Raw genomic sequence first — 15,331 nt, forward strand, 5'->3', positions numbered from 1 at the left:
AACGCGTATAGAGAGTAAGCGAATAGATGAAGAAAAATTATGTGATGAGAAGTATTGGTAACATGCAAAATAGGAGATGAAAATTTGAAGATACTATTGGTTAATTCTGTTTGTGGGATAGGAAGCACTGGGAAAATTTGTGTTGATTTGTACAGAGGCCTAACAAATTTAGGCCATGAATGTTGTATTGCTTATGGCAGAGGAAATAAGGTAGATGATATTCAAACTTACAAAATAGGTAATAATTTGAATACACTTCTCCATGTAGTGGAAAATCGTTTTTTTGATAATCATGGTTTTGCTTCAAGAAAAACAACTCGCGACTTTGTTGAGTTTATTGAGGAGTATAGACCAGATATAATACATTTGCATAATATTCATGGGTATTATATAAACACGGAAATATTGTTTGAATATCTAAAGAGTAAAAGCATTCCAGTAATTTGGACATTCCATGATGCATGGCCTTTTTCTGGCCATGCGGCTTATATTGACTACGTGGGAGATAAACAATTACCGCAGAGAAATATGCATTTTTCTGAACGATTCTCTTACCCAAAATCATTTAGAGATAATTCTGCTGCTAATTGGAAAAAAAAGAAAAAAATTTTTAGTGATTTAAAAAATTGTACAATTGTAACACCGTCAGATTGGTTAAAAAAGATGACAGAAGATTCATTTTTTAGCGAATGTGACATCATTACAATTAATAACGGTATTGATTTAAGTAAATACGAAAAAGAAAGTGAAAATAAGCGAGTTAACGAACCTGCGAAAAAAAATATTTTGGCGGTAGCAAATATATGGGAAAAAAGAAAGGGATTAGAAGACGTAATCTATTTTAATAACCAATTAAGTGATGATTACAAGTTCACAATAGTTGGGAAAGTGAGTAAGCGACTTCCTTCTGGTATTACTCATATAAGTAGAACAGATAGTTTTGACGTATTGCTTGATTTGTATAGAGAAGCAGATGTGTTTATAAATCCTACATATCGAGATAATTTTCCTACAACTAATATTGAGTCATTGGCGGCAGGTACACCGATTATCACGTACGACACGGGTGGAAGTAGAGAAGCTATTAACGATAATGTTGGTTTCGTAGTGAAACAAGGATCAAAAAAAGAATTTATTGAAAAAATTATAGAGGTTAAAAAAAATAAGTATGTTAGAGATTCTTGTAAATTACAAGCTCTGAAATATGATAAAGCTAACATGATCAAAGCTTATATCGAGTTGTATGAAAAGTCTTTAGAATGAAAACTATATTTGGCATGTAACTTATATGTGAAATAGATATATTAAACATCATCATTTTAAAAATTTGGATGTATGATAATCAACAACTTTAATGAAATATATAAAGGAGTGAAATTATAATGAATGAAAACCCACTTGTTTCTGTGATTATGTCCGTATACAACGAAAAAACAGAAGAAATTAGCTATGTTATTAATTCTATATTGAACCAAACATACGCCAATATAGAATTTATTATTATGTATGATAATCCTAATAACTTAGAATTATTCCATGAATTAACTGAAATGGTACAAGATGATGAGCGATGTAGATTGTTAAAAAATAAAGAAAATTTAGGACCAGCTAAGTCACTGAACAGAGGCTTAAAAAGTGCAAAAGGCAAGTATATTGCCCGTATGGACGCAGATGATTATTCATTTCCTGAGAGAATTTACAAGCAAGTAGAGTACATGGAAAAAATATTGATATTGATCTTCTAGCAACCGGATGCTCACTTATAAATGAGCAAAATGAAAGAATAGGAGAATACAATTTCCCGCTTGTATCTCGAAATAAACTCAAAAAATTATTATATACACAAAACTTTTTAATTCACTCTACTTGGATGGTAAAAAAATCTGTATATGATGATTTGGAAGGTTATAGAGAGTTTCCTTCCTCACAAGACTACGATTTTATATTACGATTTTTAGACAAAGATTATAATTTAGCGATTCTTCCTGAAAAATTAGTACTCTATAGAATAAGAGAAAAAAGTATCACCAAAAGTAGTTCTCTGAAACAATTTTTAACATCTCTAAATATAAAAAAATTACATGTGCAGAGAAAGTATAAAAATCAAGATCAGTTTTCTATGGGGAAAATAAAAGAAATATACACGAATATTACTCCAGAACAAGAACGAAAGTTTAGACGTGCAAAAGAATTAATTGACAAAAAGAATTATAAAGGGCTATTGGAAGTATTTAGGTCTCCATATATTATTCGTTATATTATGCAAAAGGTTATATTTAACTTCAAACTATTGACTATGAAGTTTACATGATTTTAATATCAGTGATTATATATTTTCGGTAATAGACAGAAAGTAATGTTTAAATACTTATATTTTCATCAAATGTTAGTTATTAACTATCTAAAACCAAGAATTTTAGAAATATAATGAATGTGTAGTTATTAATATTTATAAAAATAGGAGATTAAAAATGAACTTATCAGTATTTGGCCTCGGCTATGTTGGCTTAGCGAACGCTTTGTTGCTTAGCCAGCATGAAAATGTTAAAGCATATGATATTGTGGAAGAAAAAATCGATATGCTGCAAAAAAAGAAATCACCTTTAGATGATCAAGAAATTCATGAATTTCTTGAACGTGATGATTTGAAGGTCGCTTTCACTAAAGATTTTGAAGAAGCAGTTTTGTTTGGTGATTATTTGATTATTGCCACTCCGACTGATTATGACGAAAAGAAAAATTACTTTAATACTGCTACAGTCGAAGAGGTTGTTGAAAAAGCATTAGCTATTCGTTCTGATGCGACATTCATTATAAAATCTACGGTACCAGTGGGATATACGGCAGACTTAAAAGAAAAATTTAAAACAGAAAATATTATTTTCTCGCCAGAGTTTTTACGAGAAGGAAAAGCGCTATACGATAATCTTTATCCTTCTCGAATCGTCGTAGGAGAATGTTCTGAGCGAGGGCAAGAAATTGCAGATATGTTTAAGCGAAACGCTTTAGATCAAGATGTATCAGTTTTAATGACACATGCTACTGAAGCAGAAGCAATCAAATTGTTTTCAAATACCTATCTTGCTTTACGTGTTGCCTATTTCAATGAATTAGATACTTACGCTGAATCTCGAGGGATAGATACGAAACAAATTATTGAAGGGGTAGGGTTAGATCCGCGGATTGGTTCTCATTATAACAACCCTTCTTTTGGTTATGGCGGGTACTGTTTACCTAAAGATACGAAGCAGTTAAGAGCAAATTATGAAGAAGTACCAAGCAACATAATAGGTGCAATTGTAGAAGCAAATACAACAAGAAAAGATTTTATTGCCGAACAAATCTTAGCTAAAAAACCGAAAACAGTAGGTATCTATCGCTTAACAATGAAAGCAAATTCTGACAATTTCCGCTCTTCATCGATTCAAGGGATCATGAAGCGGATTAAGGCAAAAGGAATCGAAGTTTTTGTGTATGAACCCACACTAAATACAGAAAACTTTTTTCATTCACGTGTCATTAAAGAGTTAGAAGAATTCAAACAGCTGTCAGACGTGATTGTATCAAATCGAATGGATCCTCAATTAAATGATGTGGCAGCAAAAGTTTATACGAGAGATCTTTTTAGACGAGATTAATGAATGAAAAATATAGCCAAAAATTTTTTTTATCAGAGTCTATTTCAAATCACAAAAATTATTATCCCAATTGTGACTATACCCATCGTTTCAAATGCTTTAGGTCCAAGTGGCATCGGTATTTATAACTACACTTTTTCCGTTACACAGTGCTTTGTTTTATTTGCTGGATTAGGTGTAACAATCTATGGGAATCGAGAAATAACCCTAGTCTATAATCGGAAGAAAGAAGAGTTGTCTAAAGTTTTTTGGGAGATTCTTACTTTTAAAGTGCTAGTAACAGGATTGGTATTGCTTGTTTATTTTATTTTAGCTTTCTTTTTAAAAAATAAACTTTATTTATTTATTCAATCTTTGGGGATTTTTGCAGTATTATTTGATGTTTCATGGTTTTTTATGGGGATCGAAGATTTTAAGAAGACAAGTATTTCCAATTTAGTGGTTCAGCTATTCACTTTTTTCTTGATCATTTTGTTTATCAAAAATGAAGGTGATACTTTAAAGTACACATTGATCCAGGGGCTAGGATTGGTTTTTTCACAAATCAGTGTTTGGCTCTTTATCCCTAAATATATTCGTTTTACAAAAATAAATATAAAAAACAGTAGTAAACATTTAAAAGAGGCATTTGAATACTTTATTCCTCAGATTGCGATAACATTGTATACCAACTTGAATAAAACACTTCTTGGCTTTACATTAGGGAGCACAGCGGTAGGATTTTTTACAAATTCTTTGCAGTTGAATACTGTCTTTGTCACGATTATCACCACGCTAGATTTGGTATTGTTGCCTCATATGACTCGTTTTTTTGCCAAAGAAAACATCGAAAAAATCATCAGTATGATGGAAAAAACAATCCATCTCCAATTATTTTTTTCGATACCGATCATGTTTGGAATATTAACGGTCTATGATAAATTAGTGCCTTGGTTTTTTGGAGAAAAATTTCTCTATGTTAATCAAGTGATTCCTTATTTTACAATTTTGATTGTAGTGATTCCACTAGGAATGGCGATCTCAAGACAATATTTGATGCCAATTGGACATATAAAGGAATACAATCGCTCGGTCATTGTTGGTGCAATCATTAATATCGGTGCGAACTTTATTTTGTTACCAACAGTTGGATTTTTTGGTGTCGTGTTTTCATATATTTTAGCAGAATGCTTGGTTACTTTTGTGCGGACGAAATCTTTTTTGCAACAAACTGATTTTAAATTTGATTTTCGTAAAATCTGTATTTATGTATGTGCAAGCCTGACCATGTGTTTGGTTACACGCTTTTTAACTAATCAACTAACAAGTAACATGCTGACAAATATTATCCAAGTGTTAATTGCAGCACCGATCTATTTAGCGATCACCACGATAGCAAGAACGAATCCACTGATTGATTTCATTGTACGTAAAAAGAAAAATGGATAAACAAGAAGATAGCAGATGAAAATGGTTCGCAAGGATAACCCAATAGTTGTAAATCATTTTTTGTTGCAGTCATTGCGAAAGATAACTGATTTTTTTACTAAAAAAATGATGATAGATGCGTGACAACAGAGAAAAAAGTAAACAAAAAGAGGTTGGAAACCAACCTCTTTTTTATCTACCGTTATTTCCGATTTTGTTGTTTGCCGGAATTACGACCGTTTTGTTTTTTGGAAGCTTGTAGTTGTTTCGTCGGTTGCTTTTCTTCTTCTGCAGGGGTGACATCTTTACGAGGAGTCACTACTTGTTTTGGTGGGTTTTGTTTTAATTCTTCAGCTACTTGGGCTTTTAATTTTGGTTTCATTATCACATTCGTAATAAATGTTTGTAAGCAACTAAAAATACCGCCGACTACCCAGTAAAGCGTCACGCCAGCTGGTGCGCTAATTGACATAAAGACGATCATCGCAGGAGAGACAATTAACATCGTGCGCATTGTTTTCTTTTGTTCTTCAGGAATTCCGATTGTAGAGATATACCCTTGAAGTAAATAGGCAATACCTGCAATTGCCACTAAAAGAAAACTAGGATTACCAAGGTCAATACCATAAAATGAAGAATCGCGAATACCTTCTGTATAACGAGCAGTGAAATAAAGGGCTGAGAATATCGGCATTTGAATCAGTAGAGGTAAACAACCAATTCCGCCTGTCATACTTAGTCCGTTTTCACGATAGACTTGTTGCATCTCTGCTTGAGCAGCCATTTGTTCTTCACGAGTCGTAGCAGTTTTCAGTTTTTCCTGCGCTGCTTGTACTTGTGGTTTCAACGCTTGCATTTTTTCAGATTGAATCATTGTTTTCTTCGATTGACTAATACCTAATGGCAAAATGATAATACGAACAATGACTGTCATCAAAATAACAGCCCAACCATAAGACCAGTTGAAGTTCTCCACTAAATATGTAATCGCTTGACCCATTGGATGAACTAATAGTCGGTACACAATGCCTGATGTATCAGGATTACCATTTGAATCTAAACGTACACAACCAGACAAGAAAAGCAAGATTGTCGCTAGGCTAGAACCCAATAACCAATTTTTCCATTTATTCATAAAATACTTCCTCTTTTATAATTTTTACACAAAGTTAACTATACTAAAAAAGCACTCATAATTCAATCTACTTCATAGAAATTTCATATAAATCACTCGTCGAATAGATGAAACATTTCATTTTTATAGCATAAAAAATTCTGCCAAGAAAAGACATAGGATAAATAGTAGGTAAGTAAACCCAACAATTTTAACCAAAAGTAATAAAAGCATACTAAAATAATGAGTGCAAACTAGCTAAGAAGAAAGGTTTCCGCTATGTGAATAATTTATGAGTAAATTTATCAGAGGTAGTTGGATCATATAGGAAAAAAGAGTGTGAGAAGAAGGGATGGATCTACGAAGAAGGATGCAAAAAATGTTCGCAGAAGCTCTTTTTTCGTCATACTCTTTTTCTTATCTTTTTTCATTTATTCGTTTACTCTTTGGGTCATCAATAAAAAGGATTAACCAATGACATCAAATGTTTTTCTTTCTTCCATCATGGGATTTTCTTGTAAGTCGACATATTGGACACGACCACTTGGGCTAGGTGATTTTTTGACTTCTTCAATAAATTTTTTGATGATCTCCTCTTCCCCAAAAGCTTCAATCGTGACAGAACCATCCTCTTCATTTTTTACAGTTCCTGTCACACCCAATTGGTCAGCAACAATTTTTGTCATATAACGAAAACCAACGCCTTGCACACGTCCTTGGACATTCATTTTGACTTTATTCATCGTATCCACCTATCTTTCCTTTATTTTTAAATTAATGATACCGATTTTTTGAGAAGGAAACAAGTTCAAGGAACGAATCCATGCTATAATGAAGCGAGGTGAAAAATGTGAAAGAAATCCAATCAGCAAAAAATCCAAGAATCAAAGAATTAAAAAAACTACATAAAAAAAAATTTCGAGAAGAAACAGGCGAATACCTACTCGAAGGGTTTCATTTGATTGAAGAAGCGGTCTCTTCCGATGCAAGTGTAAAAGAAATCTTAATCACACAAAAAGGACTAGCAGAATGGTCTTCTTGGCTTGAAAGAAATCAGGAAATTCCTCGTATTTTGGTGACGGATGAAGTGATGTCTGCTGTGTCTGATTTACCAACCCCACAAGGTATATTAGCCGTTATGCACTATGAAACAGTCAAAATGCCAGCCGTTTCTGGTGGATGGTTGTTACTAGACAATGTCCAAGATCCTGGAAATGTAGGCACAATGATACGTACGGCGGATGCATTTGGTTTATCTTGTGTTGTTCTAGGAAAAGGCACGGCTGATATCTATAGTACAAAAGTTTTAAGAAGCATGCAGGGGAGTAATTTCCATCTTCCTATTATCCAAGAAGACCTTGAATTACTCATTCCTAAGTTAAAAGAAAATGGATTGATGATCTACGGTACGGAATTAAACGAAGAAGCAGTTTCACTAACGAAAGTGGATGCATCAATGAATTATGCGATTGTTATGGGGAATGAAGGGCAAGGGGTACGTTCTGAGATTCTTTCATTGACGGACCAAAATGTTTATATACCGATTCAAGGAAATGCTGAATCATTAAATGTAGGAGTGGCAGCTGGAATCATTCTTTACCATTTCTCTTTATGTTAAGGAACTATTAAGCTTTCCGCATTTTTCTGAAACCTCACTAGAATAATCCGAACATTAGTGATATACTATGTTCAATTTCAAAGAGAATGAAATTCAAAAAGGTGGCAGATCGATAATTATGACAGAACTATGGCGTGAAGACGAAGAATATCTCTCTTATGTAGAAGATTTATTGGAAACAGACGCAGTGCAGAAACTAGCTAATTATACACAACATGTCCACTCAACTCGTTTAGAACACTCTCTTAGTGTTTCATATTACAGCTATAAATTAGCCAAAAAATGGGGAGGCGATGTAAGAGCAACAGCTCGGGCAGGACTTTTACATGATCTTTTCTATTACGATTGGCGTACGACGAAATTTGATGAAGGTACGCATGCTTATATTCATCCAAGAATTGCTGTAAAAAACGCTGAAAAGATTACTGAACTTTCAGATTTAGAGCGCGATATTATTTTGAAACATATGTGGGGGGCAACGATTGCTCCACCAAAATATAAAGAAAGCTATATTGTTACTTTTGTTGATAAGTACTGTGCGGTGAAAGAAGCAGCGCAACCGATGACAGATTCAATGAAACACAAATGGCAACGATATTTTGGTAAAAAACAATCCATTTAGTTTCATTTGATGTGATTAAGAAATCTTCCTGCGAAATTTTGTAAAATTTCGCAGGTTTTTTGTTTGTTGACGAATCGAGGTTTTTCCTGTTTACTTTAGTTAAAGAAACAGGCTGATTAAAAATAAAGGGGGTGATGATAAGATGCTGAATGGATCTTATTTAAAAGCGTGGAAAGGTTTCAACTAGCGTACTTTGTGGAAGTTCTTTTCTTCAAAGTACATTCATTTGCAAGAAGAAAGGACTTAAATCATGGAACAATCAATTAAACCTTACCAATATTTTTTTATCAAACGAGAAGTTACACATTTATTATCCGTTTACCATTCAGTTAACGATCCTAAAACAGTAGCGACTGTTCAAGCTCAAGCTGTAGAAAAAATCAAAGAATTGTTAGACAGTTCTTCGCCAATCGTTGACCTTTTCTTAGAAAACATTTTGGATGCTACGTTAAAAAAAGAAAAAGCTGAACGGTTATTAGAAGAATTAAAAGAGTCGGTTCTTCCTTTTGAGCAACCAACGAAAATACAGATCGAAAAATTATTCCGAAAAGTGAAAAAATTAAAGCAACCTGATTGGCAACACTTAGATTTAAAAGAATGCACTTATATTGGATGGAACGATTCTGGAAGTCAGAAGAAATTTATGATTTATTATGATGAACAAGGTAAATTAAGCGGCATTCATGGGGCATTATCGCCAACAGTTACTAAAGGAATTTGTACAATCTGTAAAAAGACTTCAAGTGTTTCGCTTTTTTTAGCAACAACCAAGTCTAATTCTGACGGAACGTATACGAAAAAAGGAAACTATATTTGTCATGATAGTGAACAATGCAATCACCATTTAGTTCAATTAGCTCCTTTTTATGAATTTACGGAACTTGTAAAAAAAGAAAGATAATTTCATTGTTTTTTTCATAAATCTGTGCTAATTTATTTAGTGAAGTGAATAGGTGATGGTGTTCGCCTTTAAACGTTATTCTTTAGATAACTAATGACGCCTACTAAAAAATGGGAATACCCTTTTTTTAGTAGGCGTTTTTTTGAGGAGGAAACAAAATGGAAAATCAATTATCTGATCCACTGAGGATTGTCGTGTATATGGCCAAGTGGCTACTCATTACATTTATTTTAGGTATTTTTATGGGAAGCTTATCCGCATTTTTTTTAAATAGTTTAACTTTTGTAACGAATGTTCGACTTGCATTTCCTTGGCTTTTATTGCTTTTACCAATCAGTGGCGGAATTTTTGCTTTTTTGTACAACGCATATGGGAAAAATGCTGCTAGAGGAAATAATTTAGTGATTGATCAAGGCAATGGTGGAGAGGAAAACATCCCGTTACGTTTGATCCCTTTGACGTTATTTGGAACCATTACGACGCATTTATTTGGCGGATCTGTTGGCCGAGAAGGGACGGCTGTCCAGATGGGTGGGGCTTTGGCGGAAAACTTTGCTCGGCTTATTCAGCTGAATAAATTGGAACGTGAATTATTAGTTATTAGTGGAATCAGTGCGGGATTTAGCTCAGTCTTTGGCACGCCTTTAGCGGGCACATTGTTTGGCTTAGAAGTACTGGCGATTGGTAAAGTCAGAACAGAAGCAATTTTTCCCAGCTTTTTTGCTGCTTTATTTGCTAATTTTGTCACAGAAAGCTTTGGTGTCAAACATATTCATTACGACATGGGAAGTATCCCAACTTGGAATGTCGCGCTTTTTTTTAAACTGCTAATAGCTGGGATTGCTTTTGGACTTATCGGATGGGTATTTAGCCGTTCGATTGTCTTTTTAAAGGGATGGTATGCCAAAAGAATGCCAAATCCTGTCATCCGCAATTTTATTGGTGGAGCAATTGTTGTATTAGTAGCAGTAGTTTTGCAAACACAAAGATATCTTGGATTAAGTTTGCCTTTATTAGAAGAAGCATTTAACGGAACGGCTCATTTTTATGATTTTATCGGAAAGTTAGGATTTACTGTGCTGTCATTAGGCGCTGGTTATCAAGGTGGGGAAGTCACACCTTTATTTGAAATTGGCGCAACTCTAGGTGCAGCGTTGGCACCAATTCTACATGTTTCTATCCCATTCTTAGCAGGATTAGGTTTTATTGGTGTGTTTTCTGGCGCAACGAATACACCCATTGCTTGCTTTATTATGGGGATTGAATTATTTGGTGGACAAGCAGCGAGTTACTTCTTTATGGTTTGCTTGGTGAGCTTTATGTGTTCTGGTAATAGTGGGATTTATTCTGCACAAAAAGTAGAGGTTAAAAAAGGAATTCTCTTTTTACCGATCATGGAAAGTAAATCATGGAAAAGAAAAAAGAAACGCTAGGTTTGTCTCATTTATAAAAATACGATTAAAAGAAGTGGGCAACGACAAGGTTTAAGTAGAAAGATTTTAGCTTCTACTCGCTAATGTTTATTGGGTTTCAATGGCAGAAGAAGAAATTTTTTCATAACTTATCAAAATGCTAATTTATGTAACTCTGTATTTTATAAAAATAGAAAAGGACAAAACTTTAAAATAGAATATGCGGTGTTTAAAGCATGAATTCTGCGAAAGATAAGCCCCAAAAATCAAAAACAAGCAGAGCTGTTTTCGATTTTTGGGGCTTATTTGTTGTGCCAGGATATATGAATTCTACCCTTTTTATTGACTCGTTAAATAAAGTAAGTAACAAGTGCCGATACTACTGCAAACAGAACAATCAAACTACCAACGAATAAGTGCCTTTTTTTATGCAAGACTAAAATGGCAATATACTCCCTTAAAAAGGCATTTGGTAAGTAGTAGAATGCTGTTTTACTCCCAATACCATCTGCTTTTAATTTCGCTTGCCGTGCATAAATTCCCGCTCGGAAAATATGATAATTATTGGAAGAAAAAATCGCACGATAAGGACCGTCTGAACGTTGATCCATGATCTCCTTGGAAAATCGCATATTTTCAAGAGTAGTTTTAGAATGAGTTTCCACTAAAATATCTCTTTCAGGTATTCCTTTTCCTAGTGCATACTGTTTCATCGCAATAGCTTCGGGTAATTTTTCATCAGCACCTTGTCCGCCAGACATCAATAAAACAGGCGGATTCAAAGTTGCTTTACTTTGGGCCCAGTAAAAAGCAATGGCTTTGTCAATTCGTTTGGCCAAAAGAGGAGAGACTTTTTCGCCATTAATTAATCCCGCACCTAAAACGACAATGTAGTGTTGATTATATCTTGGACGATTGAACTGGTATAAAAAAGAAACAGTCATAAAGTTATAAAAAACGATAAATAGATAGATTAAAGTAGCAGGGACTGCCGAAAATAAAACGTTGAACCATTGAGGTAAATACTGAATAAAGTAAATTTGGAACACAATAAACAATGTTAGAAAAATAGCTAACAATAAAGTTAAAAGATTTGCCAAAGAACGAGATTCTCTTCTTAAAACAACAAGACTGTTCCAAAATAAAAAAACAATTAGGATATAAATACCAAATATTAAAATAAGTAAAATCGGAATTGCGATGAGTGCAATTAAACCACCAATAAAAATATTTTGTGTTTCGATAAGTAATTTAAATAAGTAAACACCAAAACTAAATAAAAATAAATTGAACAAAACACCGTTCAGTAATCTACGTTTTTCAGTAAAATAGGAAAAGGCAAATATACTGAAAAAAAGTAAGGGAATCAAAAAATAAAAGGTAGAATAAAAGATTTCCAAAACAATAAAATAAGTGACCATCATCATAAATGTCCATGTTCCACAATAAAAGAACAATGCTGGATCACTTTGACGTCGCCGCCAATACAAAATCCCACCAAACCCTAAAACATAGAGGACCAAGAAAAGCAGGTCTCTTGTCAGATTCATAAAATTAACTCCTTTCGTTTAGTTAACACATCAAATGAAATACGTTCATTCTCGGCAAATCAGTGAAATGAATTTTTACTGATTGTAAAATCATTCACTGTTTTACAACCTTTATTATTATAGCGAAATATCTAGAAAAAAGCTGTTTTGAAAAGTTGGAAACAAAAAAAGAATAAAGATCCATCTTACATAAAAAAACGAGAATAAACTGCGCCCCTTAAGTTAGAACGGACGAACTGACTTAAGGAGCGCTTTATCGTTTATTTATTTAAGTTTAAAACAATTGACTAAAAAAGTCAGTGACGTGTCTCCAACCAATCACGAAAATATTCGCTTTTTCAACGGTTTTAGTCGTAATGATATCTGTAGTAGGTTCTTTATTATCTTCTAAATAGCCTAGTTTATCATCTTTTAAGGTAATGGTTGCTGTTCCAACTTTTGTTCCTTTATTGATGGGTGCTTTCACTTGGTTATTTGCTGTTACTTTTTTATCTAGAGTAGGAGTGATCGTTAGTTTGCCAGTATCTATTCCATTTTTAACCCATACTTTTACTGGATTTTTTAAAGCTAAAGCGACAGAAGTTTCTTTTCCATCTTTTACGTCGATTTTTTTCAAATTTGGAATACTTGCATTGGCTTTTCCTAGTTCTTTGACAGACCAATTATCATAACAATAATCCATTAAGCGATTTGTTTCATTGAAACGAGCACTTGGATCAGTTGCATGATTATCAGCATTTAAAACAACTGTAATGATACGCTGACCGTTTTTATTGATCGTTCCGACAAAACATGCACCAGCAAATTCAGTTGTCCCAGTTTTTAAACCGTCAACCCCTTCTTTATAGCTAACAAAACCTGGTAGCATCCAGTTCCAGTTAACCATTTCTACAGGAGACTGGGTATTTTCACCGAACATTTTAGTCGTCGTACTCGTCACCTTTAATACTTCAGGAAAATCCAAAATCAAATGACGTGCAATGATCGCAACATCTTTGGCTGACATCTGATTCTCTTCGGTTTCTGAAGTGCCTTCTGGTCGATTTTCGCCAAGATAAGAATTATTTAAACCAGAAGCATTCACGATCGTGGCATCGTTGATTCCCCAGTCCTTTAGTTGTTTTTTCATTACTTCTAGAAATTTTGTCTCACTACCAGAAATTTTTTCTGCTAAGGCGACCATTGAAGCATTAGCAGATTGGATAAAAGCTGAATCAAATAGTTCTTTGACTGTGTAACTATGCTCTTTGTGTAAAGGAACATTTGATAGGTCAGGAACAACACTTAACGTTTCAGCATAGTCTGAGATAGAAACTTTCTCATCCCAAGATAATTTTCCTTCTTTTACTTGATCAAGTACGATGTAAAGGCCAATAATTTTAGTGATAGAGGCAATCCCCATGGCTTTTTCTCCATCTTGATTGTAAAGAACTTTTCCACTTTCAGCATCCACAGCAAAAGCTGCTTTTGCATTGACAGTAAAAGCATCATCTGCTTGCACAGTTACTACAGGTAAAAATAAAGTAAGGCATAAAATAAGACTTGTTAATAATCTAACCAAACGTGTTTTCTTTAGGGCCATAACCGATCTCCTTGTTTTCTAATTTTTTTCCTACAAATTAAAATTTTATCAGAGAAAAGCACCAGTTTCAATGTTTCTGGAAAAAACCTTAGATTTTGTCAGGATTCTATTTTTTTATTTGTAAAGAAAAATATGACGAATATTGAGAGGAAACTTATACTACGGTTTTTTTGTATCAATATGAATGGCAAGAACAAAAACGCATGATCAAAAAGAAAGAAGCGATAAAGGTGAGCGGGACTCTGTTCAGTGGATATTTATTTAGAAAGATATGTTGCTTCATTTTTGATGTGGATAAATTTATATATCACTTCATTTTTAATCTAAATTACGTAGAAAACAGATAAAACGGACCTCAGTTAAAATTTGGAATGGCTGAACAAATAGCAATGATGAATAAGTAGCTAAGTGGACAAATAATGAGAAGAAATCACTCCGCAATTAAAATAAAGTATTGGATGGAAAGAAAAAAGGTTAGAAGGAAAGAAAATAAATGTGAAACATTTTATTTAAACAAGAATAAGTTTCTTTAGATGTATATATTTTTAATAAATAACTATTGTAATTAACTTTGGCAGGGCTTTTATTGATGCTTTTTATCATAATTAATTCAATAAAAAAAGAAGCTGATGTTCTTTTAAAAAGTAGGGATGGGAAACAAAATATTTAACGCTACTTGGAAGTTAGTTAAAATAAATTATATAATTATTAAACGCTTGATTTAACTAGGTTTGTTAGTTTATATATTTTTTTAAAAAAAGTGAAGTGAAAAAACTTTTTCTTTACAAACTTAATTAACAAATGTTTTGGTAATTTTAATTGAATATGTTATTATTAATTTATGGTAAAAATAAAATGATAAAAAAACATATTTTAAAGGTGGGGTATTTATGAAAAAGAGTATTATTTTTATGTTGTTAGGTAGTGGGGTTGGTTTATTTGGTGGTGTTCAAAATGCATTTGCTGTTGAAGCAAATCCGACAGCAGAATTAACAAGTGAGGCTTCACTTAATATTCAAGCAGGTATTTTAAGTTTAGACAGAGTTTCTAATTTTGATTTTGGCACGTTGTCTATTAAAGATATCGCTGATTCTGATCAATCGTTAACAAGTACGCCAGAAACAACTATGATCTCAGATTATCGAGGACCGAATGACTCTGGATGGATGCTTACAGCTCAATTATCTGCCATTGAAAACGAAAATTCAGTCAAAATTCAATCTGCACAATTAAATTTAGCTGCTACTGTTGCGCAAGGGGATGCTGCGATTGGAACGATTCCTGCCATTGATGCAGGTGCAACAGATCCAACACTTGTGGCTACAGCAAATGGTACAACTGGACTAGCAGAAAATGCCTTTGATTTTACGGCGACGACATTAACATTTCCTAAACAAAATATTAATAGCGGGCAGTATTCAGGTGTTGTTACATGGACTTTAACTAACGCTTATACACCAGCGTAAAAATAAGAAGCTCACATGTAA

General features: G+C 33.4%; 14 protein-coding genes and 1 riboswitch. Of the genes, 10 read left to right on the forward strand and 4 right to left on the reverse strand.

The window, feature by feature from the left end:
• Positions 1–84 precede the first annotated feature (84 nt).
• The 5 genes from EVI01_RS04535 (at position 85) to EVI01_RS04555 (ending at position 5,066) form a co-directional block, all read left to right on the forward strand.
• Positions 85–1,263 carry a glycosyltransferase gene (locus EVI01_RS04535; protein WP_010752428.1) on the forward strand — a complete coding sequence of 393 codons (1,179 nt, stop codon included), beginning with the start codon at positions 85–87 and terminating at the stop codon, positions 1,261–1,263.
• A 119-nt stretch (positions 1,264–1,382) separates the two neighbouring features.
• Complete coding sequence (locus EVI01_RS04540) at positions 1,383–1,745, forward strand: glycosyltransferase family 2 protein (protein WP_010752427.1); 363 nt, start codon at positions 1,383–1,385, stop codon at positions 1,743–1,745.
• A 125-nt stretch (positions 1,746–1,870) separates the two neighbouring features.
• Positions 1,871–2,311 (forward strand): glycosyltransferase family protein, encoded by a 441-nt coding sequence (locus tag EVI01_RS04545; protein ID WP_010752426.1) that lies wholly within the window; start codon positions 1,871–1,873, stop codon positions 2,309–2,311.
• A 160-nt stretch (positions 2,312–2,471) separates the two neighbouring features.
• Entirely contained in the window at positions 2,472–3,638 is a 1,167-nt protein-coding gene (locus EVI01_RS04550; protein ID WP_081184565.1) for a nucleotide sugar dehydrogenase, read from the forward strand.
• A gap of 3 nt (positions 3,639–3,641) precedes the next feature.
• Entirely contained in the window at positions 3,642–5,066 is a 1,425-nt protein-coding gene (locus EVI01_RS04555) for an oligosaccharide flippase family protein (RefSeq protein WP_010752424.1), read from the forward strand.
• A 181-nt stretch (positions 5,067–5,247) separates the two neighbouring features.
• Here EVI01_RS04555 and yidC read toward each other — a convergent pair whose 3' ends face one another.
• Both yidC and EVI01_RS04565 read right to left on the reverse strand, forming a co-directional pair.
• Positions 5,248–6,180, reverse strand: a complete 933-nt coding sequence (gene yidC / locus EVI01_RS04560) for a membrane protein insertase YidC (RefSeq protein WP_146811543.1) — start codon at positions 6,178–6,180, stop codon at positions 5,248–5,250.
• A gap of 446 nt (positions 6,181–6,626) precedes the next feature.
• Positions 6,627–6,902, reverse strand: a complete 276-nt coding sequence (locus EVI01_RS04565; RefSeq protein ID WP_010752422.1) for an acylphosphatase — start codon at positions 6,900–6,902, stop codon at positions 6,627–6,629.
• Between the two features lie 107 nt (positions 6,903–7,009).
• On the opposite strand from EVI01_RS04565, the gene EVI01_RS04570 reads away from it, so the two are divergent.
• The 4 genes from EVI01_RS04570 (at position 7,010) to EVI01_RS04585 (ending at position 10,733) form a co-directional block, all read left to right on the forward strand.
• On the forward strand, positions 7,010–7,777 hold the full coding sequence (locus tag EVI01_RS04570; RefSeq protein ID WP_010752421.1) for a TrmH family RNA methyltransferase: 768 nt from the start codon (positions 7,010–7,012) through the stop codon (positions 7,775–7,777).
• 118 nt (positions 7,778–7,895) lie between these two features.
• Positions 7,896–8,399 (forward strand): HD domain-containing protein, encoded by a 504-nt coding sequence (locus EVI01_RS04575; RefSeq protein WP_010752420.1) that lies wholly within the window; start codon positions 7,896–7,898, stop codon positions 8,397–8,399.
• Between the two features lie 250 nt (positions 8,400–8,649).
• A complete protein-coding gene (locus EVI01_RS04580) occupies positions 8,650–9,300 on the forward strand; it encodes a FusB/FusC family EF-G-binding protein (protein WP_010752419.1) in 651 nt (216 codons plus the stop codon).
• Positions 9,301–9,342: 42 nt separating this feature from the next.
• Positions 9,343–9,410: riboswitch (Fluoride riboswitch) on the forward strand.
• Positions 9,411–9,458: 48 nt separating this feature from the next.
• Complete coding sequence (locus EVI01_RS04585) at positions 9,459–10,733, forward strand: voltage-gated chloride channel family protein (RefSeq protein ID WP_010752418.1); 1,275 nt, start codon at positions 9,459–9,461, stop codon at positions 10,731–10,733.
• Between the two features lie 329 nt (positions 10,734–11,062).
• Here EVI01_RS04585 and EVI01_RS04590 read toward each other — a convergent pair whose 3' ends face one another.
• Complete coding sequence (locus EVI01_RS04590; protein WP_010752417.1) at positions 11,063–12,262, reverse strand: YdcF family protein; 1,200 nt, start codon at positions 12,260–12,262, stop codon at positions 11,063–11,065.
• Between the two features lie 274 nt (positions 12,263–12,536).
• Entirely contained in the window at positions 12,537–13,844 is a 1,308-nt protein-coding gene (locus EVI01_RS04595; RefSeq protein WP_010752416.1) for a serine hydrolase, read from the reverse strand.
• A gap of 890 nt (positions 13,845–14,734) precedes the next feature.
• Here EVI01_RS04595 and EVI01_RS04600 point away from each other — a divergent pair.
• The gene (locus EVI01_RS04600; protein ID WP_010752415.1) at positions 14,735–15,310 is read left to right on the forward strand and encodes a WxL domain-containing protein; all 576 of its coding nucleotides are present in this window, start codon (positions 14,735–14,737) and stop codon (positions 15,308–15,310) included.
• Positions 15,311–15,331 lie beyond the last annotated feature (21 nt).

The sequence above is a fragment of the Enterococcus villorum genome (assembly GCF_007990225.1).
In the GTDB taxonomy this organism is placed as follows: Bacteria; Bacillota; Bacilli; order Lactobacillales; family Enterococcaceae; genus Enterococcus_B; species Enterococcus_B villorum.

Bases quoted from the DNA above. Each gene is read 5' to 3' on its own strand.
- EVI01_RS04540 (WP_010752427.1), top strand. From the start codon at position 1,383: ATGAATGAAAACCCACTTGTTTCTGTGATTATGTCCGTATACAACGAA.
- EVI01_RS04545 (WP_010752426.1), top strand. From the start codon at position 1,871: ATGGTAAAAAAATCTGTATATGATGATTTGGAAGGTTATAGAGAGTTT.
- EVI01_RS04585 (WP_010752418.1), top strand. From the start codon at position 9,459: ATGGAAAATCAATTATCTGATCCACTGAGGATTGTCGTGTATATGGCC.
- EVI01_RS04590 (WP_010752417.1), bottom strand. From the start codon at position 12,262: ATGAATCTGACAAGAGACCTGCTTTTCTTGGTCCTCTATGTTTTAGGG.
- EVI01_RS04580 (WP_010752419.1), top strand. From the start codon at position 8,650: ATGGAACAATCAATTAAACCTTACCAATATTTTTTTATCAAACGAGAA.
- EVI01_RS04565 (WP_010752422.1), bottom strand. From the start codon at position 6,902: ATGAATAAAGTCAAAATGAATGTCCAAGGACGTGTGCAAGGCGTTGGT.
- EVI01_RS04555 (WP_010752424.1), top strand. From the start codon at position 3,642: ATGAAAAATATAGCCAAAAATTTTTTTTATCAGAGTCTATTTCAAATC.
- yidC (WP_146811543.1), bottom strand. From the start codon at position 6,180: ATGAATAAATGGAAAAATTGGTTATTGGGTTCTAGCCTAGCGACAATC.
- EVI01_RS04595 (WP_010752416.1), bottom strand. From the start codon at position 13,844: ATGGCCCTAAAGAAAACACGTTTGGTTAGATTATTAACAAGTCTTATT.
- EVI01_RS04600 (WP_010752415.1), top strand. From the start codon at position 14,735: ATGAAAAAGAGTATTATTTTTATGTTGTTAGGTAGTGGGGTTGGTTTA.
- EVI01_RS04550 (WP_081184565.1), top strand. From the start codon at position 2,472: ATGAACTTATCAGTATTTGGCCTCGGCTATGTTGGCTTAGCGAACGCT.
- EVI01_RS04575 (WP_010752420.1), top strand. From the start codon at position 7,896: ATGACAGAACTATGGCGTGAAGACGAAGAATATCTCTCTTATGTAGAA.